The sequence below is a fragment of the Duganella levis genome (genome assembly GCF_009857605.1).
GTDB classification, from domain to species: Bacteria; Pseudomonadota; Gammaproteobacteria; order Burkholderiales; family Burkholderiaceae_D; genus Rugamonas; species Rugamonas levis.
Window position 1 is genome coordinate 285093 of sequence record NZ_WWCT01000001.1, and the last position, 22406, is coordinate 307498.

The 22406-nt window shown below is 61.8% G+C and carries 19 protein-coding genes and 2 pseudogenes; 18 read left to right on the forward strand and 3 right to left on the reverse strand.

Going from position 1 to position 22406, the window contains the following annotated elements; all coding sequences use genetic code 11:
• Positions 1-93: 93 nt before the first annotated feature.
• The 8 genes from cyoA to GTP69_RS01305 are packed head-to-tail and all read left to right on the forward strand — an operon-like array spanning position 94 to position 7398.
• Positions 94-1092: a ubiquinol oxidase subunit II gene (cyoA, locus tag GTP69_RS01270; RefSeq protein WP_110847988.1), complete on the forward strand. Its 999-nt coding sequence runs from the start codon at positions 94-96 to the stop codon at positions 1090-1092.
• Positions 1089-3095, forward strand: a complete 2007-nt coding sequence (gene cyoB / locus GTP69_RS01275) for a cytochrome o ubiquinol oxidase subunit I (RefSeq protein WP_371867759.1) — start codon at positions 1089-1091, stop codon at positions 3093-3095. The genes cyoA and cyoB overlap by 4 nt, the downstream gene beginning before the upstream one ends.
• Positions 3088-3717: a cytochrome o ubiquinol oxidase subunit III gene (gene cyoC / locus GTP69_RS01280; protein ID WP_161053173.1), complete on the forward strand. Its 630-nt coding sequence runs from the start codon at positions 3088-3090 to the stop codon at positions 3715-3717. The genes cyoB and cyoC overlap by 8 nt, the downstream gene beginning before the upstream one ends.
• The gene (gene cyoD / locus GTP69_RS01285; RefSeq protein WP_110847986.1) at positions 3714-4124 is read left to right on the forward strand and encodes a cytochrome o ubiquinol oxidase subunit IV; all 411 of its coding nucleotides are present in this window, start codon (positions 3714-3716) and stop codon (positions 4122-4124) included. Before cyoC ends, cyoD begins: the two co-directional genes overlap by 4 nt.
• Complete coding sequence (locus GTP69_RS01290; RefSeq protein WP_161053174.1) at positions 4121-4906, forward strand: SURF1 family protein; 786 nt, start codon at positions 4121-4123, stop codon at positions 4904-4906. Before cyoD ends, GTP69_RS01290 begins: the two co-directional genes overlap by 4 nt.
• The gene (locus tag GTP69_RS01295; protein ID WP_161053175.1) at positions 4887-6272 is read left to right on the forward strand and encodes an ATP-binding protein; all 1386 of its coding nucleotides are present in this window, start codon (positions 4887-4889) and stop codon (positions 6270-6272) included. The genes GTP69_RS01290 and GTP69_RS01295 overlap by 20 nt, the downstream gene beginning before the upstream one ends.
• Entirely contained in the window at positions 6269-6808 is a 540-nt protein-coding gene (locus GTP69_RS01300) for a response regulator transcription factor (protein WP_161046394.1), read from the forward strand. Before GTP69_RS01295 ends, GTP69_RS01300 begins: the two co-directional genes overlap by 4 nt.
• A complete protein-coding gene (locus GTP69_RS01305; RefSeq protein WP_161053176.1) occupies positions 6805-7398 on the forward strand; it encodes a 2'-5' RNA ligase family protein in 594 nt (197 codons plus the stop codon). The genes GTP69_RS01300 and GTP69_RS01305 overlap by 4 nt, the downstream gene beginning before the upstream one ends.
• Here GTP69_RS01305 and GTP69_RS01310 read toward each other — a convergent pair.
• A complete protein-coding gene (locus tag GTP69_RS01310) occupies positions 7379-7867 on the reverse strand; it encodes a hypothetical protein (protein ID WP_161053177.1) in 489 nt (162 codons plus the stop codon). The two genes, GTP69_RS01305 and GTP69_RS01310, sit on opposite strands and share 20 nt — an antisense overlap.
• Positions 7868-7923: 56 nt before the next feature.
• On the opposite strand from GTP69_RS01310, the gene GTP69_RS01315 reads away from it, so the two are divergent.
• From GTP69_RS01315 to GTP69_RS01325, 3 genes are all read left to right on the forward strand, one after another.
• Positions 7924-9150: a hypothetical protein gene (locus tag GTP69_RS01315; RefSeq protein WP_161053178.1), complete on the forward strand. Its 1227-nt coding sequence runs from the start codon at positions 7924-7926 to the stop codon at positions 9148-9150.
• A 184-nt stretch (positions 9151-9334) separates the two neighbouring features.
• Positions 9335-10993, forward strand: a complete 1659-nt coding sequence (locus GTP69_RS01320) for a methyl-accepting chemotaxis protein (RefSeq protein ID WP_161053179.1) — start codon at positions 9335-9337, stop codon at positions 10991-10993.
• A 2-nt stretch (positions 10994-10995) separates the two neighbouring features.
• The gene (locus GTP69_RS01325) at positions 10996-12786 is read left to right on the forward strand and encodes a sensor domain-containing phosphodiesterase (protein WP_161053180.1); all 1791 of its coding nucleotides are present in this window, start codon (positions 10996-10998) and stop codon (positions 12784-12786) included.
• A gap of 1 nt (position 12787) precedes the next feature.
• On the opposite strand, the pseudogene GTP69_RS01330 reads toward GTP69_RS01325, so the two are convergent.
• Positions 12788-13538, reverse strand: a pseudogene (locus tag GTP69_RS01330) (LysR family transcriptional regulator).
• 111 nt (positions 13539-13649) lie between these two features.
• Here GTP69_RS01330 and GTP69_RS01335 point away from each other — a divergent pair.
• Both GTP69_RS01335 and GTP69_RS01340 read left to right on the forward strand, forming a co-directional pair.
• A pseudogene (locus GTP69_RS01335) lies at positions 13650-14341 on the forward strand (SDR family NAD(P)-dependent oxidoreductase).
• A 41-nt stretch (positions 14342-14382) separates the two neighbouring features.
• Entirely contained in the window at positions 14383-15756 is a 1374-nt protein-coding gene (locus tag GTP69_RS01340) for a DUF2799 domain-containing protein (protein WP_161053181.1), read from the forward strand.
• Here GTP69_RS01340 and GTP69_RS01345 read toward each other — a convergent pair.
• Positions 15753-17954: a TonB-dependent receptor gene (locus GTP69_RS01345; RefSeq protein WP_161053182.1), complete on the reverse strand. Its 2202-nt coding sequence runs from the start codon at positions 17952-17954 to the stop codon at positions 15753-15755. The genes GTP69_RS01340 and GTP69_RS01345 overlap by 4 nt on opposite strands.
• A 128-nt stretch (positions 17955-18082) precedes the next feature.
• On the opposite strand from GTP69_RS01345, the gene GTP69_RS01350 reads away from it, so the two are divergent.
• From GTP69_RS01350 to fabI, 5 genes are read left to right on the forward strand one after another with little or no spacing between them, the layout of a single operon-like run.
• Positions 18083-19252, forward strand: coding sequence for a PepSY-associated TM helix domain-containing protein (locus tag GTP69_RS01350; RefSeq protein ID WP_161053183.1), 1170 nt, complete (start codon positions 18083-18085; stop codon positions 19250-19252).
• The gene (locus tag GTP69_RS01355) at positions 19249-19431 is read left to right on the forward strand and encodes a hypothetical protein (protein WP_161053184.1); all 183 of its coding nucleotides are present in this window, start codon (positions 19249-19251) and stop codon (positions 19429-19431) included. The genes GTP69_RS01350 and GTP69_RS01355 overlap by 4 nt, the downstream gene beginning before the upstream one ends.
• 51 nt (positions 19432-19482) lie before the next feature.
• Positions 19483-20424 (forward strand): phosphate acetyltransferase, encoded by a 942-nt coding sequence (locus tag GTP69_RS01360; RefSeq protein ID WP_161053185.1) that lies wholly within the window; start codon positions 19483-19485, stop codon positions 20422-20424.
• Between the two features lie 4 nt (positions 20425-20428).
• Entirely contained in the window at positions 20429-21625 is a 1197-nt protein-coding gene (locus tag GTP69_RS01365; protein WP_161053186.1) for an acetate/propionate family kinase, read from the forward strand.
• Positions 21622-22398: an enoyl-ACP reductase FabI gene (fabI, locus tag GTP69_RS01370; RefSeq protein ID WP_161053187.1), complete on the forward strand. Its 777-nt coding sequence runs from the start codon at positions 21622-21624 to the stop codon at positions 22396-22398. The genes GTP69_RS01365 and fabI overlap by 4 nt, the downstream gene beginning before the upstream one ends.
• The last annotated feature ends 8 nt before the right edge of the window (positions 22399-22406 follow it).

The window sequence follows — 22406 nt, forward strand, 5'->3', positions numbered from 1 at the left end:
GTCCGAGCACGTAGGACAAAGTGTCCAATTGCAAGAACAACCCGTCGTGAGTACAGTAGCATGTTCCCAACAATCTGTAATCTAAATTACCGCATGATTCCTCCTATCGTTCGTCGTGGATTGCTCCTCGCACCGTTATTGTGGCTCGCTGGCTGCGATACGGTCGTGCTGAATCCGTCCGGGGATATCGCAGCGCAACAAGCACACCTAGTCGTGGTGTCAACCTTGCTGATGCTGTTGATTATCGTACCTGTCATGTTTCTCATCTGTCTGTTCGCTTGGCGCTATAGAAAGTCAAATACCGCCGCCGAATACAAACCAGACTGGGATCACTCTACCAAGCTCGAACTGCTGATCTGGGGCGCACCGCTGCTGATCATCATCGTGCTGGGCCTGATCACGTGGATTTACACCCACTTGCTCGATCCGTATCGTCCGCTGAGCCGCCTGGACGAAAACCGTCCGATCGCCGCCGGCGTCAAGCCGCTGGAAGTGCAAGTGGTGTCGATGGACTGGAAATGGGTCTTCATTTATCCGGAGCAGGGCATCGCCACCGTGAATGAACTGGTCACGCCGATCGACGTACCGGTCCGCTTCCACATGACCTCGACCTCGGTGATGAACGCGTTCTACATTCCTGCGCTGGCCGGTATGGTCTACACCATGCCTGGCATGGAAACGCAGCTGAATGCGGTGATGAACAAGGTCGGCATCTACGACGGTTTCTCGGCCAACTACAGCGGCGCCGGTTTCTCGGACATGCGCTTCAAGTACCACGGCGTGTCGCAAGCCGACTTCGACGCCTGGGTTGCCAAGACCAAGTCCAGCACCACCGTGCTGAACCGCGCAGAAGCGTTGCTGCTGGAAAAACCGACGATCAAGCACCCGATCATGCATTTCGGTACCGTGGACAATGGCATTTATGACCTGATCCTGAACCGTTGCGTGGCCGAAGGCTCGGTCTGCGTGAATACCCAGATGCACCAGGATGCCACGCGCATCAAGGCAGCGGCAGTCATGAAAAACCTGCCGAAAGACGTGTGTGAACCTGCCACCGTCGCCGCAACTGCTCAACCTACCCGTAAAGAATGACCATGTCTGATCTCAACCTGACCAATCTGATCTTTGGGCGGCTGTCACTGGAAGCAATTCCATACCACGAGCCCATCCTGATCGGCACCTTCGCCGGCGTGGCTTTGGGCGGTATCGCCTTCCTCGCCGCCATGTTCTACTTCCGTTTGTGGGGTCCGTTCTGGCGTAACTGGGTTACCTCGATCGACCACAAAAAAATCGGCATCATGTATATGGTGCTGGGTATCATCATGCTGCTGCGCGGCTTCGCCGATGCACTGATGATGCGCGCACAGCAGGCCATGGCCTTCGGGGATAACCCGGGCTTCCTGCCGCCGCACCACTTCGACCAGGTGTTTACCGCCCACGGCACGATCATGATTTTCTTCGTCGCCATGCCGCTGGTTACCGGTCTGATGAACTACGTAGTGCCGCTGCAAATCGGCGCGCGCGACGTTTCGTTCCCGTTCCTGAATAACTTCTCGTTCTGGATGACCACCTTCGGCGCCATGCTGACCATGGTGTCGCTGTTCATCGGTGAATTCGGCAAGACCGGCTGGCTGGCATTCCCGCCGCTGTCGGGCATCGCTGCGTCGCCGGACGTCGGGGTCGATTACTACATCTGGTCGTTGCAGGTGGCCGGGGTCGGGACTACGCTGTCCGGGGTCAACCTGCTGGCCACCATCATCAAAATGCGCGCGCCTGGCATGTCGATGATGAAAATGCCAGTGTTCACCTGGACCGCACTGTGCACCAATGCACTGATCGTTGCGACCTTCCCGATCCTGACCATCACCCTGGCCATGCTGTCGCTGGACCGTATCGCCGGCTTCAACTTCTTCACCACCGAACTGGGTGGTAACCCGATGCTGTACGTCAACCTGATCTGGATCTGGGGCCACCCTGAGGTCTACATCCTGGTGCTGCCAGTGTTCGGCGTGTTCTCGGAAATCGTCTCGACCTTCTCCGGCAAGCGTCTGTTCGGCTACACCTCGATGGTGTACGCGACCGTCGTGATTACCGTGCTGTCCTACCTGGTATGGCTGCACCACTTCTTCACCATGGGCTCCGGCGCCAGCGTCAACTCGTTCTTCGGCATCACCACGATGATCATCTCGATCCCGACCGGCGCCAAGATCTTCAACTGGCTGTTCACCATGTACAAAGGCCGCATTCGCTTCACCGTGCCAATGATGTGGACCGTGGGCTTCATGCTGACCTTCGTTATCGGCGGTATGACCGGCGTGATGCTGGCCGTGCCTCCAGCCGACTTCGTGCTGCACAACTCGCTGTTCCTGATCGCCCACTTCCACAACGTGATTATCGGTGGCGTGGTGTTCGGTCTGTTCGCTGGTATCAACTACTGGTTCCCGAAAGCCTTCGGCTTCACGCTGGACGAGTTCTGGGGCAAGGTATCGTTCTGGTGCTGGCTGGTCGGTTTCTGGGTGGCCTTCACGCCGCTGTACATCATGGGCTTCATGGGCGTTACCCGCCGTATGAACCACTTCGATGATCCTTCGCTGCAGATCTACTTCATTGTGGCTGCTATCGGCGCGCTGATCATTGCTGCCGGTATCGGCGCCTTCCTGGTGCAGATCGGCGTCAGCGTCCTGAACCGCAAGAAACTGCGCGACGTCACCGGCGACCCATGGGGCGGCCGTACGCTGGAGTGGGCTACTTCGTCGCCACCGCCAGACTACAACTTCGCCTTCACGCCAGTGGTGCATGACAGCGACAGCTGGGCCGACATGAAAGCCAACCAGTATCAGCGTCCGCTGAAAGGTTTCGTCGACATCCACATGCCGAAGAACACCGGCGCCGGCTTCATCATCTCGGCACTGGCCTTCGTCTTTGGCTTCGCCATGGTCTGGTCGATGTGGTTGCCTGCTGCACTGTCGTTCGCGGCCATGCTGGTAGCGATCATCGTTCACACCTTTAACTACAAGCGCGATTACTACATCAAAGCCGATGAAGTGAATCGTACCGAAGAAGCGCATACTCGTTTGCTGGAAAGCCATGTCTGAAATTAACGCTAATGGCGCCATGAGCGCCGATCCAAGCGCGCGTTACTACGTGCGTGACCATCATCCTGAGCACAGCACGCTGCTGGGCTTCTGGATTTACCTGATGAGCGACTGCCTGCTGTTCGCCGGCCTGTTCGCCGCTTACGCAGTCCTGGGCCGCAGCTATGCGGGCGGCCCAAGCGGCGCGGAACTGTTCGACCTGCCGACCGTGGCCCTCAACACCGGCTTCCTGCTGATGTCGTCGATCACCTACGGCTTTGCGATGATCGCCTCGCAGCGTAAAAACCTGAAGGCCACCATCGTCTGGCTGCTGATCACCGGCGCTTTCGGCCTGGCGTTCCTGTACCTGGAGCTGGACGAGTTCGTGCACCTGATCCACGAAGGCGCGGGTCCGCAACGCAGCGCGTTCCTGAGCTCGTTCTTCGCGCTGGTCGGCACCCACGGTCTGCACGTGACCTTCGGTACCGTATGGCTGGTGACGCTGTGCTTCCAGCTGGGCAAGCACGGCCTGACCCCTGAAAACAACCGCCGCCTGATGTGCCTGTCGATGTTCTGGCACTTCCTGGACGTGATCTGGATCGGCGTCTTTACCTTTGTCTACCTGATGGGAGTTCTGCCATGAGCGCACCACACAACCACTCTGCGCATGATGACCACGGCCACGGCCATGACGACCACGAAGGCGATGGTCACCACGGCAGCCTGAAGGACTACGCGATCGGTTTCATCCTGTCCGTGATCCTGACCGCGATTCCGTTCTACCTGGTGATGACCAAGGCGTTCGACAAGTCGAGCACCACCGCCATCGTCATCCTCGGCTTCGCCGCGGTGCAGGTGATCGTGCACATGGTCTACTTCCTGCACATGAACGGTAAAGCCGAAGGCGGCTGGTCGATGCTGGCCACGCTGTTCACGCTGGTGTTGCTGGTGATCGTACTGGCTGGCTCCATCTGGGTCATGTACCACATGAACCTGAACATGATGCCATCCATGGGTAACGACGCTCACAACATGCAAGACATGCAATGATGACGGGCGCCTCCAAGCGCCAACGTTCCCGAACCCTGCGCGTCATCCTGGTCCTCGCGGCCGGGGTGATGTTTGCAGGGTTTTTTGCTTTAGGGACGTGGCAGGTATTCAGACTTCAATGGAAACTGGCGCTGATCGAGCGCGTCGACCAGCGCGTGCATGCGGCGCCGGTGCCGGCGCCGTCGCTCGCGCAATGGCCGCAGCTCAACGCGGACGCCGACGACTACCGGCGCGTGCAGCTGAGCGGCGTGCTGCTGGATGGCTCGACCACCCAGGTGCTGGCGTCGCTGGATCGCGGCATCGGCTACTGGGTGGTGACCCCACTGTGCACGCCGGACGGCGGCATCGTGATGGTCAATCGCGGCTTTACGCCGGCAGGCCTGGGCGGCTGGAAGCCACAACCGGCGCCGCCGGCGGCAACGGCCGATGCTTGCCGTGGCGCGGCCGGTCCGACGGTGTCGGTCAGCGGTCTGCTGCGGCTGACCGAAGTGGCGGGGCGCTTGCGCCAGAACGAACCGGCACGCAATTACTGGTACACGCGCGATGTGCAGGCGATCGCCCAGGCGCGTGGACTGCCGGCGGTGGCGCCGTACTTTGTCGATGCCGATGCGGCGTCGGCCAAGGCGGCGGGACCGGTGGCGAACGTGCAGCCGGTCGGCGGACTGACAGTTATTTCCTTCGTCAACAACCACTTGGTTTATGCTATCACCTGGTACGCACTGGCCCTGATGGTGGCTGGAGCGACGGTATGGATAATCCGAGATGCGCGCAAACAAAAATAGTAACCCTTATGACGGCGGCCCGGCACGGCTGCGGCCCCGTCTTCCTGTCGTAGAACCGCTGGCGTCGGCGAACGCCTCCGCCAGCACGATCACCCACGCGGCCGGTCACAAGAACATGCAGCAGCTGATCCAGCTGCGCTGGATCGCCGTGATTGGCCAGATCACCACCATAGCCACCGCCTCGATCCTGCTCGGCGTGCAGCTGCCGATGCCGGCCATGCTGAATGTGCTGGCCTGCCTGATCGCCTTCAACGTCGCCAGCATCCTGCGCTGGCAGGAAAACCAGGTGGTGTCCAACAGCGAACTGCTACTGGCCTTGACGGTGGACGTGGCCAGCCTGACGGCGCAGCTGTATTTAAGCGGCGGCGCCACCAATCCCTTTGTGTTCCTCTACCTGCTGCACGTGATTCTGGGCGCGGTGCTACTGGAGACGTGGTCGACGTGGACGATTGTGATCGTCACCGGCGCCTGCATCGCCGGCCTGGCGCTGTTTTCGGAGCCGCTGCCGCTGCCGCAGGATCACGCGCTGGGCATTTTCAGCCTGTACGTACAGGGCATGCTGCTGTGCTTCATTCTCGATGCGGCGCTGCTGGTCATCTTCATCACCCGCATCATGCAGAATATGCGCAGCAGCGCGGCGGCGGTGTCCGACCTGCGCCAGCGCGCGGCGGAAGAAGAGCACATCGTCCGCATGGGGCTTCTGGCGTCCGGTGCGGCGCATGAACTGGGCACGCCGCTGGCGACGTTGGCGGTGATTCTCGGCGACTGGAAGCACATGCCGGAATTTAAAGGCAGCCCGGTGCTGCTGGAAGAAATCGCGGAGATGCAAACGCAGCTCAAACGCTGCAAGTCCATCGTCAGCGGCATTTTGATGTCGGCCGGCGAGGCGCGCGGCGAATCTTCGACCGCCACCACGCTTAACACCTTCCTCGACGAAGTGGTGGCCGAGTGGCGCGTCGGCCGCCCGGTGGTGGCGTTTGAACTGGAAAACCGCATCGCGCATGACTTACCGGTGGTGTCCGATTCCACCCTCAAGCAAATGATCTGCAATGTGCTGGATAATGCACTGGAAGCGTCGCCGGCGTGGCTGCGCATGGAAGCGAGCATTGAAGGCGGCATGCTGGTGCTGCTGGTGACCGATAACGGTCCGGGCTTCGCACCGTCTATACTGGCGCAGTTTGGCAAGCCATACAATTCCAGTAAAGGCCGTCCCGGCGGCGGACTGGGATTGTTCCTGGTGCTGAATGTGGCGCGCACGCTGGGCGGCGAAGTGACCGCGACCAACCGCGAGCAGGGCGGGGCGATGGTGCGTTTGACGCTGCCGTTGTCGGCCATCGAAATCAAATCGGAACAACAAACGACATGACGACAGAAGATCGAGTACTGCTGCTGGTAGAAGATGATGCAGCCTTCGCCCGTACCTTGGGGCGTTCGTTCGAGCGGCGCGGCTATCAGGTGCTGCTGGCGGAAAACGTGGACGATGCCAGCGCGCTGCTGGTCGACCATTCGCCCGGCTACGCCGTGGTGGACTTGAAGTTGAAGGGCAATTCGTCCGGCCTGGCCTGCGTGCAGATGCTGCATGAGCATGACGAAGAGATGCTGATTGTGGTGCTGACCGGCTTCGCCAGCATCAACACGGCGGTGGAGGCGATCAAGCTGGGGGCCTGCCAGTACCTGGCCAAGCCATCGAATACCGACGATATTGAAGCCGCGTTCGAGCACGTGGCCGGCGCGGCGGACCTGGAACTGAGCTCGCGCACCACGTCGGTCAAGACGCTGGAGTGGGAGCATATTCACACAGTGTTGGCGGAGACCGATTTCAATATCTCCGAAGCAGCGCGTCGTCTCGGCATGCACCGCCGCACGCTGGCGCGCAAACTTGAGAAACAACGGGTCAAATGAGCCAACAAGCATCGCTATTCGATTTTGAACCGCCGCCAAAACTGACGGACCGGATCTTCTTCGCCATCGCGCCGGATGCGCAGGCCATCGCCGACATCGGCGCGCTGACCGCGACGCTGAAAGCGCAGCATGGCATGCAAGGCCGGCCGATTGCGGACGCCAAGCTGCACTGCACCTTGTGTAATCTGGGTGACTTTGCCGGCATGCCGGATGCGCTGATCGCGCGCGCGTCGGAAGCAGCAACGCAGGTGGCCGGCGCTACGCCGCCCTTTGTAGCCAGCTTCGACACCGCGCAGACCTTCGTGAACCGCGCCCGCAACCGGCCGTTCGTGTTGACCGGCGGCGATGGCGTGATTGGCGTCGCTGCGCTGTACCGTAATCTGAATAGCGCGCTGCACAAAGCGGGCATTCCCGGCAATCCCGCCAGCTACACGCCCCACGTTACGCTGCTGTATGACGATGTGACGGCGCCGCCGCAAGGCGTAGCGCCGGTGGAATGGACCGTGCGCGAGTTCGTCCTGCTGCACAGTCACATTGGCCAGGCACGTCCTTACAACGTGCTGGCCCGCTTTAGAATGCCTTCAGCTTGAGCTGAATCGACAGCGCGCCGTACAACCGGTCTTTGTACGACGGCACGATGGCGACGTTGACGCCAACGCGTTCGTACTCATAGCTGAGGGTAGGGATGGCGGCGGGGAACCAGCCGCCATCGCGCATTTTAGGATAGCCGCTAAAACCGCCGACCACTGCGCCGATGCGCACCGGGCCGATTTTCCACGGCTGATAATACACGCCCGCGTAGTTGGAATAAGCGCGGTCGCTGTTATAGAAGCGTCCCGCCGTTACCGACGCCACCGTCGAAAAGCGCCATTCCGCGCCCAGGCCCGGATTGCTGTCGTTCAGGCCTTTATCGCGCTGGAAGTGGTAAGAGTAAAAGCCACCATTGATCCAGACCTCTTGCAGTGGCTTCGACTCGATGGTCTCGAAACCGTCGGCCATGGCCGTGCCGGACACACAGGCCAGCAGCGCCAGCCCGGCAATACGCAAACTATTAATCATCCGAAGCTTTCTTCGTCATGTTGAGGACTAGGATTATAGCCGTGTATGATGCGGGCATGATAACCACGTCGCGTCCCTTCCTCGGTTTGCTGGTGTTTGCCGCCGGCTGCGCGCAGGCGGCCGAATGGCGTGGCCTGGTCGACGTGCGCGCCGTCGATTCCGACGCCAGCCGCAGCTTCCTGGACAGCGGCATGGGCAAAACCCGCTACGACGCCAACTCGCCGCGCTTCAGCATCGGCCAGGCCGTGCTGCATGGCGATGTCGATATCACCGACAGCATCAGTGGCACGCTGGAACTGAGCGCCGATCAGCAGCATCGCGGCGTAGTCGATGTGCGCGAGGCGTGGCTGGCATGGAGTCCGGTGCCGGCCGGCGCGTGGAAGACGCGCGTCAAGGCGGGCTTCTTCTTCCCGCCGACCAGCGTGGAAATCGACTACGACAGCGTCGGCTGGGTGCCGAAGCACACCATCTCCAGTTCCGCCATCAACAGCTGGATCGGCGAGGAGCTGCGCACCAACGGCATCGAGTGGAGTGCGCGCCGGCCGGGCCGCTATGTCGATGCGCCGTATGACGTGGGCGTGGTAGCTGCGGTCTTCAACGGCAATGACCCCACCGGAACGCTGCTTGCATGGCGCGGCTGGTCGATCAGCGACCGCATCGCCGGCCGCTTCGATACAGTCAAGCTGCCCGACCTGCCGGTGTACCGGCGCGACGGCGCGATCCCCCGGCAATGGCGTGACATCCATCCATTCCGCGAAGTGGATGGGCGGCTCGGCTACTACGCCGGCGCGAATTTCAATGTCGGCACGCGACTGGAGCTGTCGGCGCTGCATTACGATAACCTGGCCGATCCAATGGCGGTCAAGGACTGGCAGTACAGTTGGCGCACGCGCTTCGACCATGTCAGCGCCGTGTGGCGGCCGCAGGGCCAGTGGGAACTGGCGATGCAGGCCATGCGTGGCGATACGCTGATGGGCCCCAACGCTGTGGCGCTGGATTTCCAGTCGTGGTTTGCGTTGGCCAGCCATCCGCTTGGCGGCGGCACGGCGGCGATTCGCTACGACCATTTCCGCACGCGCGGGCACGACATCCTGCCCGCCGATCCCAACGACGAAAACGGCTACGGCGTGGCGCTGGCCTACGATTGGCCGCTGTCGGACAGCCTGTCCCTGATGAGCGAAGCGCTGCTGGTCCGCAGCGACCGGTCGGCGCGGCGCCTGCTGGCCGAACTGCCGCAGCAAACCGAACGCAGCTTTACGGTATCTCTGCGCTGGCGTTTCTAACGCCTGCCGCTACCTCGTTAGAGAGGTGTTTTCCCTATCTTCAAGTAGTAAAGTTCCATCCAAGTTGACGCATGGACATTGTTAATAGGCAATGACTATTGAATGGATTTAATCAATCCATTTAACGAAATTGCTGAAACGAAATATGATGCAGATATCTCGTGTGCGATCTAAAGGAAATGCAATGGAAACGAATAAGAATGAAATCAGCGTCGCCGCCCGTCTGAGCATCGGTTTTGGCATCGTGCTGGCGATGATGCTGGCGTTGTCGGTACTGAGCGTGATCAAGGTCAATGCCATCGACAACAGCCTGCAACACATCAGCGAAGTGAATAACGTCAAGCAGCGCCACGCCGTCAACTTGCGTGGCAGTGTGCACGACCGCGCGATTGCGCTGCGCGACGTGGCCTTGGTCAGTGATGGTGAGCTGGCTGCGGTGACCGCGCAGATCGAGAAATTGGATAGCGATTATCAGCGCTCCGCGCAGCCGCTGAATGCGATGATCAGCGACGCCAAAGTCAAAGTCACGCCGGAAGAACGCGATTGGCTGAACAAGATCAAGCAGAGCGAAGCCCGCGCCACGCCGCTGATCAAGAAAATTGTGGAATCCCGTCGCGCCGGCGATGCCGACAACGCCCGCAAGATGATGCTGGATGAGGCCAAGCCAGCCTTCACTGATTGGCTGGCCAGTATCAATGGCTTCATTGACCAGGAAGAGAAACTGACCGAGGCGGAATCGGAACTGGCGCGTAAAGGCGCGCACAACTTCCAGTCGCTGGCCCTGTTGGCTGCGGCGCTTGCCATTGCCATCGGCGTGCTGGTTGCATGGCGCGTGACGCAGTACCTGCTGCGCGCTCTCGGCGCCGAACCGGCGGAAGTCAAAGCGCTGGCTAATGCGGTTGACCGTGGCGAGTTGTATCACGAAGTCGAATTGCGCGGCCAGGACAAGGACAGCATCATGGCCGTGCTGGTGAAGATGAGCCGCAACCTGCGCAGCACCGTCACCGAAGTGCACGAAGCTGCGGTAGCCGTCAGCAGCATCAGCGACCAGATCTCTGAGCAGAACCAGCACCTGTCAGGCCGCACGGAAGACCAGGCCAGTTCGCTGGAGGAAACCGCATCGGCGATGGAAGAACTGACCGCCACCGTCAAGCAAAACGCCGACAGTGCCCGCGACGCCAACAACCTGGCGCACAACGCATCCGATATCGCCAGCAAAGGCGGCGAGATTGTCGATGAAGTGGTGCAGACCATGAATGCCATCGATGTCTCGTCGCGCAAGATCGAAGAAATTATCAGCGTGATCGACGGTATCGCCTTCCAGACCAATATCCTGGCGTTGAATGCGGCCGTGGAAGCAGCACGCGCCGGTGAACAGGGCCGTGGCTTTGCGGTAGTGGCGACCGAAGTGCGTAACCTGGCGCAGCGCAGCTCCACGGCGGCACGCGAGGTGAAAACGCTGATCGATGAATCGGTCGCCAAGATCCACGCCGGCACCGCGCTGGTGGAACATGCCGGCACCACCATGCGCGACATCGTGCATAGCGTGAAGCAGGTGAGCGACATGGTGAGCGCGATTACGCTGGCCAGCAATGAGCAGAGCGTGGGCATCGAGGAAGTCAATCGCGCCATCTCGCAAATGGACCAGGTAACGCAGCAGAACGCCGCACTGGTGGAGCACGCGGCCGGCGAGGTCGAGGTGCTGCAAGAGCAGGCTGCCCATCTGAATAACGCCGTCAGCGTGTTCAAGACCCGCCGTGAAGGCTGGAATGCGCAGCCGGTACGGGCCGCTGCACGGACCGAAGTCCGCGTCGGCTTGCTGCCTGCGCCCGTGGGAGCGTAAGGATGCAGCAGATTTTGCTCAAGAATTCCGAGCCGGAGCGCATTCAGGCGCTCCACCAACTGGGTATTTTGAATACCAACACCAGCGAGTATTTTGACGCCATCACGCGGCTGGCGATGGAAATGTTCGGCGCCGATGGCGCTTACATCTCACTACTGGACAGCGACCGCCAGTGGCTCAAGTCCACCGTCGGTTTCTGCCCGCCGAACACGGACCGCGAGCAAACCTTCTGCAACTACACCATCCAGCAGGCCAGCGTATTGGTGGTGGAAGACACGCTCCTGGACACGCGCTTTGCCGATAATCCGATGGTCACCGGCCCGCAGGCGGTGCGATTTTACGCCGGCGCGCCGCTGATTACGGTGGACGGCTACGCCATCGGCGCGCTGTGCGTCATAGACCAGCAGCCGCGCAGCCTGAACGCCGCCGAGAAAGACAAGCTGGCCCGCCTGGCGTCGCTGGTGATGGCGCACATCACGCTGGGCCGCGCGGTCGGCCATGTCGATGCGGTCAGCGGCATTCCTAATAAATACCAGCTGTTTGAAGACCTGACCATGCAAGCGCGCCTGTATCCGCAACAGCGCCGCGTGCTGGCGGATATCGCCATGCCGGATGCAGCCAAGTCGTTCGAAATCATTCGCGTGCTGGGAGCGGCGGTCTACGATGCGCTGGTTCGAGAAGTCGGCGCGCGGTTGATCCAGCTGTTTGAGGGCAGGGCACAGGTGTATCACCTTAACGATGCGCGCTTCGCCATTCTGTCGCGCGACGAGGATACGGATGGTTTCATCAGCTACCTGCATGGGCTAGACGAGGCGCTGGAGGCGCCGCTGAATGGCTTGAATATCCCGATGGCGTTGAACAGCTTCGGCGGCATCGTGGTGTTTGAGCTGTGCCAGAACGCAGCCCAGGATGCGCCGCGCAAGGCCGCTGCCGCCATTAATCACGCGATGGTCAATCAACAGCGTTGGAGCCAGTACAGCAACGCGGAAGACGAAAAACAGCAGCGCGCTTTCCGCCTGCTGAACGATGTGCGGCACTCCATCGCGCAAGGCCACTTCGAGTTGTTCTATCAGCCCAAGCATGAACTGAACAAAGGCGCCTGCCTGTCCGCCGAAGCGCTGCTGCGCTGGAACCATGCGGAACTGGGACCGGTGTCGCCGGCCGAGTTTATCCCGCTGGTGGAGAAAACGGCGTTAATAGGGCCATTGACGCATTGGGTGATCCGCACCGCCATCCGCCAGATCGGCGAGTGGCATGCGGCGGGCAATAAGATCAAGGTGGCGATCAACCTGTCGGCCTATAACTTTGCGGAGCCGGACATCGCCGAGCGGCTGGCCGCGACCTGCCGCGAATTCAATGTCGATCCGCGTTATGTGGAGATCGAATGCACCGAAGGCATGTGGATGGAAGGACCGGGCATCCTGAAGGCGCTGCACGGCATCCGCGATCTTGGCATGAGCCTCGCGCTGGACGATTTCGGCACCGGCTACAGCAACTTCGCGTATTTGCAGAAGGTGCCGGCCACCGTGGTCAAGGTCGATCAATCGCTGATCCGCAATGTGGACGCCAATCCACGCGACCAACGCATCGTCCGTTCGCTGATCGGCCTTGCGCGTGAACTGGATTACCAGGTGGTGGCGGAGGGCGTGGAGACCGAACAGTCACTGGGCCTGATACGCGCCTGGGGCTGCGACATCGCGCAAGGCTATCACTTTGCCAAACCGCTTAACGCCGCTGCCTTCCTCGCCCACGCGATCCAGCACCGCGATAGTCACGCTGCAATCGACGTGTGAGTCAGGGATACGCAGTCTGGCATAGTGCGAGGATTTCATTGCGCAGCCAGACGTGGGCGGGATCCCTGTCCAGGCGTGGATGCCAGATGGCAGAGACATTGAAAGCCGGCGTCTGCACGGGCAACTCAAAGCTTCGCAGTCCGTTGGCGGCCGCGTGGTCCGGGATGAAGGCGTTGCCCAGGCACGAGTGGGGGATGATAGCCAGCAGATCGGAATGGCGGGCCACCTGCATGGCATGGGTGTAGCCGGCGACGGTCATCATTATTTTGCGCTTCAGACCCAAGGCGGCCAGCGCGGCGTCCACCGGCGTGGGGCGTGATGCGGCCACGTGGTCTGCGGCTGCATATGTGGCGGCGTCCATGGCATCAGCGTCCAGTATCGGATGTCCCTTGCGGCACACGCCGATATAACGATCGCGAAAAAGCAGGCGGGTACGGATTTCGGGCGCCGTGGTTTTGACGGTGCCGATTTCCAGATCGATGGCGCCGTCCCGCAATGGTTGGACGCAGCACCGCCTGAATATCACGCGATAGCGCCGGCACCTGTTGATTCAGCTGCTCGGCATATGGCGTGAGCACCAGCGTGCGTCCCGCTTGCAGCAGCAAGCGATCACCGGTGGCTTCGCGCAGCCGGGTAAGCGTGCGGCTCATCGCCGAGACGCTCAGTCCCAAGCGGCGGGCAGCACCTGTGACACTGCGCTCACTGAGCAGCGCTTCCAATGCGATCAGCAGGTTGAAGTCGATATTGACCATGCTGCGATTATAGCGTGGGACGCAATCATCGATTGCAGGCCAGGCGTCTGGTGCAAGGCGTTAGCCGCGCCTATCATCGGTGCTTGTCATCTTCAACCAAGGATCAGCACTATGCCCAGTATCTTGTTAATCGGCGCCTCGCGCGGGCTCGGTCATGCGATGGCCGTGGAATTTGTCAGAAAAGGCTGGCACGTGGTCGGGACCGTGCGCGCCGGTGGCGCCAGAACGCCTTTGCACGGCCTGGCCGACACGCATCCGTCCCAGCTGGAGATTGAAACGCTGGACATCACATTGAGCGAACAGCTTCATGCCCTTCATGGCCGCCTGGACGGGAGAGTCTTTGACGCCCTGTTTGTAAACGCCGGCACCACCAATCCCGATCCAAACCAGACGATTGCTGAAGTATCGACCGAGGACTTCGTCAACCTGATGATCACCAACGCCTTGAGTCCCATGCGGGTGCTGGAAAAACTGGCGGACCGTGTGCGGCCGGATGGCCTGCTGGGCGTGATGTCGTCCGGGCAGGGCAGCATCGCCAACAACCACGCGGGCAACGAGAGCTATATCGCGGCACCAAGGCGGCATTGAATCAGTTTATGCGCAGTTTCGCGGCGCGGCAGGACGAGACGCAGCGCCCGATGCTGGTGATGGCGCCAGGTTGGGTGCGTACTGAGTTGGGTGGCGACGATGCGCCGCTGACCATAGCCGACAGCATTCCGCCATTGGTCGATGTGATGCTGGCAAAACTGAATAGGCCGGGACTGGAATATCTGGATTACCAAGGCCGCACCGTGGCATGGTAGCTGACTGGCCCGGATTGTAAAGTTGGCATTATAATCCGGCCATGAAAACCATATTGCGCCTGATTCCCCTGATTCTGCTGCTGGCCGGATGCCAGTCCACCCAGCAGCGGATTGCCGATTGCAAGGTCGGCGACTGGACCGCCATCGGCCATAAGGACGGCTTGCTTGGCGAGCCGGCCAACTACGCCGACCGCAAGGACTTCTGCGACGATCACGCCGACAAGCCGGCTGCCGCCGATGCCGCCGCGCGCTACACGGCCGGCTGGGCGCAAGGCAACTGGGACGCGTGGTACCTCCTCGGCCAACAGGATGGCGTGCAGGGACAGCAGCCGCAGTTTGAACAGCGCGCCAACAACGACGACGTCCGCAAGCACAAAACGCCGCTGAATCGTCCGGCCTACGATGGCGGCTGGGCCAACGGTAACTCCACTTATTGGCGCAATACCGGTCAACGCGATGGCGCGAGCGGCCAGCCGTCCACGCAAAAGGAAATCAGCCGCGCCAATGCGGCCGCCGCGCAGCTGCGGTTTGACGATGCCGCTTACGCTGATGGCTGGCGCGCCGGCAATCGCACTTTCTGGTCCGATGCCGGCTACTCGGACGCCAGGAGTGGAATCCCCGATAGTGAATTCAGCAACCTTGCTACCGCGGCGCGCCGCGCCGGCGTCGATGTGCAGGAAGAGTCGTACCGCTCCGCGTGGAACGCGGAGATCGTCAACTACTGGCGAAATCTGGGCACGCAAGATGCCACCAGCGGCAAGGAGTTTGGCACGCGTGGACGCGAGGCCAAGGCCAAGGGCTTGAAGATATACGAGCAGGAATACCGCCAGGCCTGGGAGGCCCGTCTGATCGAATATTGGCGCGCCACTGGCGCGGCGGAAGGTTACGGCCAGCCGTTCCTGCTGGAAGACCGTATCAATAACGCCAGCCGCGACGGCGTGTTTGCGATTCCCGGCACGCGCGATGCCTACACTAATGCGTGGCGTCAGGAGAATGCGCGCTACTGCGTGCCGGATAACGCTTTTGAACGGGGACGCACCAATACCGGCATGGCGGTCGAAGTCTGCGCGCCGGCTGTACAGAACCAGTTGAAGCACGCTTACGTCAGTGGACAGGATTACGAGATCACGGCGGTCAAATACCGTCAGGCGGTGGCAGATGCCAACGATCTGGCGAACCGCGCGCGTGATGCGCGCAACCGGTTAGGAAAACTGGAGCGCGAGATCCGCGCCAATCAGGAAGCGAAGGACCGTCCCGCCAACGACGAAACGGCCAAGCAGGATCGCCGCCGGGAACAGGAGCGGCGCGAGTTAAACGACTATCTGCAACGGGTGGAGCGCCAGCTGGATGACGCCCGACGTTGGGTCGAGCGTCATGACCTGCAAATGCAGCGCCTGCGCCGCGAGATCTATTAGAAGCCGACCGTCGCCGACAGCGAGAAGGTGCGCGGTGCGCCCAGGATCAGGTAGCCCGAACCTGGGTAGCCACCGGCCGAAGCCCAGTAGCTCTTGTCGGTGACGTTATCCACGCGGGCGCGGAAGGTGACGTTGCGGTCCAGGATGTGGGTGGCGTAGCTGGCGCCCAGATCCAGGCGGGTCCACGAAGGCAGTTCCTGGGTGTTGGCGCCGTCAGCGTATTGCGACGAGGTGTACAGCGTGCGCGCATTCACGCTCAGGCCATGCACGCCCGGCACATCCCAGTCTGCGCCGATGTTCAGCTGCGTGCCCGGCACGCCGATCACGTCCTTGCCCTGATTGACACCGCCAGCCGTCACGCGCTGCGTCGCATCCAGCAGCGTCAGGCCACCCAGCAGGCGCAGGCCACGCAGCGGCATGCCGTACACGGTCATTTCCAGACCCTGGTTACGCTGTTCGCCATACACGCCGAAGATATTGTTCTGAATATAGGCCGACGGCTGATTGGTGCGGAACAGCGCCGCAGTCGCGCCCAGCGTGCCCACTTCGACCTTGACGCCGACTTCCTTCTGCTTCGACACGTATGGCGAGAACACTTCGCCGACGTTGAGGACACCGGCGCCGGAAGCGGTCGGACCTTGCTGCAAACCTTCGACATAGTTCGCATACAGCGATACGGCTTTTACTGGACGGTAGACGATGGCGGCCATCGGCGTGACTTTGCTCTGGTTGTAGTGCGCGTTGCTGATGCCGGTGTTGTATTCGTAGCCGTCGGTCTTGATGGTCTGGTCACGCGCGCCTACGGTCAGCAGCACTTTATCGTCCAGCATCGACAGCGTATCAGCCAGCGCATAGCTGCTGAAGATGGTCTTGGCGGTCAGGCCCGGACTGCTCAACACACCGCCGGTGAAGAAGGTGGCCGGCGGCGCGCTGACGTCGATCGGGCTGTAGATGTTGGTGGCAATGCCGCCAAAGGTGCTGAACGCGTAGGCGTTCTTCGACTCCAGCCAGTAGCTGGACGCGCTGGCATTGATGCTGTGGCCAATGCTGCCGGTGCGCAGTTTGGTGCGCACGCCGATTTCGCCGGTGCGTACGTTGTCGTGGCGGGTGTTATCGAAGCGGTAGGCGTTGGCAGTGCCGCTGGTGGCGGTGACGGTCGGTTCGGACAGGCTGTTGTTCTCGTCGCCGCTGCGCGCGCCGAAGGCGGCCCAGGCCGCCGAGTCGGTGCCCAGATCCCATTCGCCACGGACGGTGCCGAACGTGTCGCGTTCATTCGAGTGGGTCCAGTTCTGCGCCCAGTTGCTGCCGCTGTCCGGCGCAGTAGGCAGCGCAATGCCGCCGGCAACGGTGACGGCCGGACGTGGCGCGGTCAGCTTGTTGTCCTGGTAGCCCAGGTCGGCCGACAGGCGGAAGCCACGGCCCTGGTAGTCCAGGCCGACCGAGGCCACGTTCAGTTCACGGTGTTCTTTGTCGACGGCGGTGTCGCCGTCGCGGCGAGCGACGTTGACGCGGATGCCGGCGCGGTCTTCCGGGCCGAAGCGGCGGCCGATATCGGCGGCAGCGTAGCCCTGGCCGCCGCTTTCGACGCCAACCGTCACTTCTGTCAGCGGCGCGTTGCCGGCGCGTTTAGGCAGCAGGTTGATCGAACCGCCGATACCGCCGCCGCCCGGTGCTGCGCCGTTTAGGAAGGAGTTCGCGCCACGGAAGACTTCCACGCGCTCCAGCAGTTCGGAGGCGACGAATTGGCGCGGCAGCACGCCGTACAAGCCGTTGTAAGCCAGGTCGTCGGAGCTGACGGCGAAGCCGCGGATCACATACAGTTCCTGGAAATTGCCGAAGCCGCGCGCCACGCGCACCGATGGATCGTTCTGCAGCACGTCCGCGACGCTGCGCGCCTGCTGGTCCTGGATCAGGGCAGCGGTGTAGTTCAGCGAGTTGAACGGCGTGTCCATCATGTCGACATTGCCCAGCAGGCCGACACGCCCGCCGCGTGCGATCTGGCCGCCGGCGAAATTCTTGGTCAGGCCGGCCGCCGATGCGTCAGCCGAAGCGCTGATCACGACCGACTGCACTTTTTCATCGCCGGAGGTGGCGGCGGTGGTGGTGGCATCGGTTTGCGTTTGCGCTTGCGCGGTCGCTGCGACCAGCAGCATGGCGGCGAGGGCGAGCGGGGACAATTTCAGATTCAGGGTTTGCATGGCAATTTATTAGTTTATTAAGTAAATGAGATCGATTCTCAATTATAGCTCTCGCCACGATTTTTCGCTGCGTAATGAGAGTAATTTGCATTATCATTGTAAGCTGGGTACAGTAACTGGATAACAAAATGACACCGATCGCCGTCCGCCGCTGGGCATGGATACACAAATGGAGCAGCCTGGTCTGCACCGTGTTCATGCTGCTGCTTTGCCTTACAGGCCTGCCGCTGATTTATCACCACGAAATCGATCACGCGCTCGGCAACGCCATCGAAGCGCCGACGATGCCGGCCAGTACGCCCAAGGCCAGCCTGGACGACGTGATCGCCGCCGGCAAGGCGCTGTATCCGAACAAGATCGCCATGTATCTGTCGCAGGAGCCGGACGATGCCAGCATCTGGTTCCTGACCATGGGCGACAATCCCACCGACGAGAAATTCAAGTCCATCGCAGTTGACGCGCGCACCGCCAAGGTGCTGGGTGAGCCGAGTTTTGAAGGCAGTTTCCTGGGCGTGATGTTCCACCTGCACGTCGACCTGTACGCCGGCCTGTGGGGCAAGCTGTTCCTCGGTTTCATGGGACTGCTGCTGGTGATCGCCATCATTTCCGGCGTGGTGCTGTACGCGCCGTTCATGCGCAAGCTGGAGTTTGGCGAAGTGCGTCGTCAGCGCGGCCCGCGCGTCAAATGGCTGGACCTGCACAATATGCTGGGCATCGTCACGCTGACCTGGGCGCTGGTGGTGGGCGCCACCGGCATGATCAATACCTGGGCCGACCTGTTGCTGAAGTACTGGCAGGTGACCGAAATGGCCGAGATGATCGCGCCGTATAAGGGCATGCCAGCGCCGACGCAACTGGGTTCGATGCAAAAATCGCTGGAGCACGCGGTGGCGGCGGAACCGGGCATGAAGATCGGCTTCGTGGCATTCCCCGGCACGCCGTTCACCAGTCCTCACCATTACGGTATCTTCATGCGCGGCGACGAGGCGCTGACTTCGCGCCTGTACAAGCCGGTGCTGATCGATGCCCAGACCACCGAAATTACCGACCGCCGCAACCTGCCGTGGTATCTCACCGGCCTGCTGATTTCGCAGCCGCTGCACTTTGGCGACTACGGCGGTGCGTGGATGCAGTTCCTGTGGGCTGCGCTGGATGTGATCACCATCTTCGTGCTGGGTAGCGGGCTGTATCTGTGGCTGAAGCGCGGTGCGCCGGCGCCGGCTCGTGCAGCCAATGCCGCACCTGTGCGCCGCGAGGAGGATGCACCGGTGCTGGCGACGGAAGGGGAGGCGCAATGAGCAGCTCATTCATGCGCATGTGGGGTGCGCCGATTGCACTGGCCGCGCTGACCATTATTGGCCTGATCTCCGCGCTGGTGGGCGACGGTGTCTGGGATCACGTCTCCGCTGTTGCGTTGGGTGTACCGGTACTCTTATGCCTCTGGTTTGGTTTGCGGCGTCGCACAAAAAGCGATTGATTTATTGGCATTTGTTGTATCATCCCCATGCTGCCTTACAGAGGAGATCGCATGGAAAGACCGCACCCGCACTACGATAGATTAATCGCTGCAGCGCGTCATGCCGGACCGGCTACCGTCGCTGTCGCCCATCCCTGCGACCGCAATGCGCTGGAAGGCGCGCTCGATGCGGCCCGCATGGGATTGATCAAGCCCATACTGGTCGGTCCTATCGCCCGCATCCGCGAAGTGGCCGATGCCGCCGGGCTGGATATTTCGGACTGGCCCATCGTCGACACGGAACATAGTCATGCATCTGCCGCGCGCGCGGTACAACTGGTGCACGAAGGCCAGGCCACCGCGCTGATGAAGGGTAGCCTGCATACCGACGAATTGATGGGCGCCGTGGTGGCCACCGCCACCGGCCTGCGCACCGCGCGCCGCCTCAGTCACTGCTTCGTGATGGACGTGCCGGATCGCGCCGAGCCGCTGATTATCACCGACGCCGCCGTCAACATCGTCCCCACCCTGGCCGACAAGATCGACATCGTGCAGAACGCCATCGACCTGGCGCATGTGCTGCGCTTTAATCCCGTCAAGGTCGCCATTCTGGCCGCCGTGGAGACGGTCAGCTCCAAGATGCCATCCACTATCGACGCGGCGGCGCTGTGCAAGATGGCCGACCGTGGCCAGATCACCGGCGCGCTGGTGGACGGTCCGCTGGCGATGGATAACGCCATCGATCCGGAAGCGGCAGCGATCAAGCATCTGGTGTCGCCGGTCGCCGGCCAGGCCAATGTGCTGGTGGCGCCGGACCTGGAAGCCGGCAATATGCTGGCCAAGAGCCTGACCTTCATGGCCGGCGCCAGCGCAGCCGGCATCGTGCTCGGCGCGCGTGTACCGGTGATACTCACCAGCCGTGCAGACAGTGTGCAGGCACGGTTGGCATCGTGTGCGGTGGCTGTACTGGTCGCGCACAGCAAACTGTCTGGTGCGCGTATTCTGGGGAGCTGACGCCATGCTGGCCAACGATAGCGTCATTGTCATCAACGCAGGTTCTTCCAGCATCAAGTTCTCGATGTACAGCGGTCCCGCGCTGGACCTGACCATGCGCGGCAAGATTGAGAACCTTTACAGCGGCGTGGCCCGCTTCATCGCACAAGATGCGGACAACGCCGTGGTGGGCGAACGTCACTGGCGCGACGGCGCGCTTGACCACGAAGGTGGCATGCGCTTCCTGATCGACTTCGCGCAAACGCATCTGGATGGGCACCGCGTGGTGGCGGTTGGCCATCGCATCGTGCATGGCGGTGTGGCGCATAGCAAGCCAGTGGTGCTGACTGCCGCGCTGGTCGATGAACTGGAAAAGCTGGTGCCGCTGGCGCCGCTGCATCTGCCGCACAACCTAGCGCCGGTGCGCTCGGTGCTGGCGATGGCGCCACATGTGCCGCAGATCGGCTGCTTCGACACCGCCTTCCACGTCGGCCAGCCGGCCGAGGCGCAGGAGTTTGCGCTGCCGGCGAATATTACAGAGCTGGGCGTGCGCCGCTACGGCTTCCATGGACTCTCCTACGAATATATCGCCAGCGTGCTGCCGCAAGCGGATGCCGGCCTGGCGCATGCGCGCGTGGTGGCGGCGCACCTGGGCAACGGCGCCAGCATGTGCGCCATGGACGCGGGCCGCAGCATGGCCAGCACCATGGGTTTCACCGCCGTGGACGGCCTGCCGATGGGCACCCGCTGCGGCGCGCTCGATCCGGGCGTGGTGCTGTATCTGATGCAGGAGTTGGGCATGGATGTGGCGGCGGTGCAGAAGCTGATGTACCAGCAATCCGGCCTGCTGGGCGTGTCCGGCATTTCGTCGGACATGCGCACGCTGGAGCAGAGCGATGATCCGCGCGCCAAAGCGGCGATTGCGCTGATGGTGTACCGCATCGGCCGCGAACTGGGTTCGCTGGCGGCGGCGCTGGGCGGTATCGATGCGCTGGTCTTCTCGGGCGGTATTGGCGAAAACAGCGTGTCCTTGCGCGCAGCGGTCTGCCACGATGCGGCCTGGCTCGGCGTGCAGCTGGACGAGGCGGCGAACGTCGATGTCAGTGGCGGCGGCATCGTCCGGATCAGCAAGGCGGACAGCAAAGTCGCCGTCTGGGTAGTGCCGGCCAACGAGGAATTAATGATCGCGCGCCATGCGCTTGAAGTAGTGGAGGCGGCATGAGTACCGAAACTGTCTATCCGATCCTGACAGGCAAGCGCGCGCTGGTGGTTGGCGTGGCCAACGAACAGTCGATCGCCTGGGGCTGCGCGCTGGCCTTCCGCAAGCTGGGCGCCGACGTCGTGCTCACGTATCTGAACGAGAAGGCGCTGCCGCATGTGGCGCCGCTGGCGCAGGAGATTGACGCGCAGTTGCTGCCGCTGGATGTCACGCAACCAGGCCAGCTGGAAGCGGTATTCGCCACGCTGGCGCAGCAGGGTAAACTGGATATCGTGGTCCACTCCATCGCCTTCGCGCCGAAAGCGGATTTGCAGGGCGGTTTACTGGACTGCTCGCTGGACGGCTTCCTGCAGGCGATGGATGTGTCCTGCCATTCCTTCGTGCGCATGGCCAAACTGGCCGCACCCTTGATGTCCGACGGCGGCACGCTTTTCGCCATGAGCTATCACGGCGCAGACAAGGTGGTCCTCAACTACAACGTCATGGGGCCGGTGAAGGCAGCGCTGGAAGCGGCTTGCCGCTATCTGGCTTACGAACTGGGACCGCGCGGCATTCGCGTGCACGCCATTTCGCCGGGGCCGTTGCAAACGCGCGCCGCTTCGGGCCTGAAGGACTTCGACCATTTGCTGACGGACGCCGTGTCGCGCGCGCCGTTGGGAGAGCTGGTGGACATCGTCGATGTCGGCAATACCTGCGCCTATCTGGCATCTCCGTTTGCGAAGCGGCTCACCGGCAGCACAGTCTATGTAGACGGCGGCCTGAATATCATCGCTTGAGAGGAGCA

Excerpts from the sequence above, each read along its gene's own strand:
- GTP69_RS01295 (WP_161053175.1), top strand. The coding sequence starts at position 4,887 with ATGCGCGCAAACAAAAATAGTAACCCTTATGACGGCGGCCCGGCACGG.
- GTP69_RS01310 (WP_161053177.1), bottom strand. The coding sequence starts at position 7,867 with ATGATTAATAGTTTGCGTATTGCCGGGCTGGCGCTGCTGGCCTGTGTG.
- GTP69_RS01300 (WP_161046394.1), top strand. The coding sequence starts at position 6,269 with ATGACGACAGAAGATCGAGTACTGCTGCTGGTAGAAGATGATGCAGCC.
- cyoB (WP_371867759.1), top strand. The coding sequence starts at position 1,089 with ATGACCATGTCTGATCTCAACCTGACCAATCTGATCTTTGGGCGGCTG.
- cyoD (WP_110847986.1), top strand. The coding sequence starts at position 3,714 with ATGAGCGCACCACACAACCACTCTGCGCATGATGACCACGGCCACGGC.
- fabI (WP_161053187.1), top strand. The coding sequence starts at position 21,622 with ATGAGTACCGAAACTGTCTATCCGATCCTGACAGGCAAGCGCGCGCTG.
- GTP69_RS01315 (WP_161053178.1), top strand. The coding sequence starts at position 7,924 with ATGATAACCACGTCGCGTCCCTTCCTCGGTTTGCTGGTGTTTGCCGCC.
- cyoC (WP_161053173.1), top strand. The coding sequence starts at position 3,088 with ATGTCTGAAATTAACGCTAATGGCGCCATGAGCGCCGATCCAAGCGCG.
- GTP69_RS01365 (WP_161053186.1), top strand. The coding sequence starts at position 20,429 with ATGCTGGCCAACGATAGCGTCATTGTCATCAACGCAGGTTCTTCCAGC.
- GTP69_RS01305 (WP_161053176.1), top strand. The coding sequence starts at position 6,805 with ATGAGCCAACAAGCATCGCTATTCGATTTTGAACCGCCGCCAAAACTG.
- GTP69_RS01340 (WP_161053181.1), top strand. The coding sequence starts at position 14,383 with ATGAAAACCATATTGCGCCTGATTCCCCTGATTCTGCTGCTGGCCGGA.
- cyoA (WP_110847988.1), top strand. The coding sequence starts at position 94 with ATGATTCCTCCTATCGTTCGTCGTGGATTGCTCCTCGCACCGTTATTG.
- GTP69_RS01350 (WP_161053183.1), top strand. The coding sequence starts at position 18,083 with ATGACACCGATCGCCGTCCGCCGCTGGGCATGGATACACAAATGGAGC.
- GTP69_RS01345 (WP_161053182.1), bottom strand. The coding sequence starts at position 17,954 with ATGCAAACCCTGAATCTGAAATTGTCCCCGCTCGCCCTCGCCGCCATG.
- GTP69_RS01355 (WP_161053184.1), top strand. The coding sequence starts at position 19,249 with ATGAGCAGCTCATTCATGCGCATGTGGGGTGCGCCGATTGCACTGGCC.
- GTP69_RS01325 (WP_161053180.1), top strand. The coding sequence starts at position 10,996 with ATGCAGCAGATTTTGCTCAAGAATTCCGAGCCGGAGCGCATTCAGGCG.
- GTP69_RS01360 (WP_161053185.1), top strand. The coding sequence starts at position 19,483 with ATGGAAAGACCGCACCCGCACTACGATAGATTAATCGCTGCAGCGCGT.
- GTP69_RS01290 (WP_161053174.1), top strand. The coding sequence starts at position 4,121 with ATGATGACGGGCGCCTCCAAGCGCCAACGTTCCCGAACCCTGCGCGTC.
- GTP69_RS01320 (WP_161053179.1), top strand. The coding sequence starts at position 9,335 with ATGGAAACGAATAAGAATGAAATCAGCGTCGCCGCCCGTCTGAGCATC.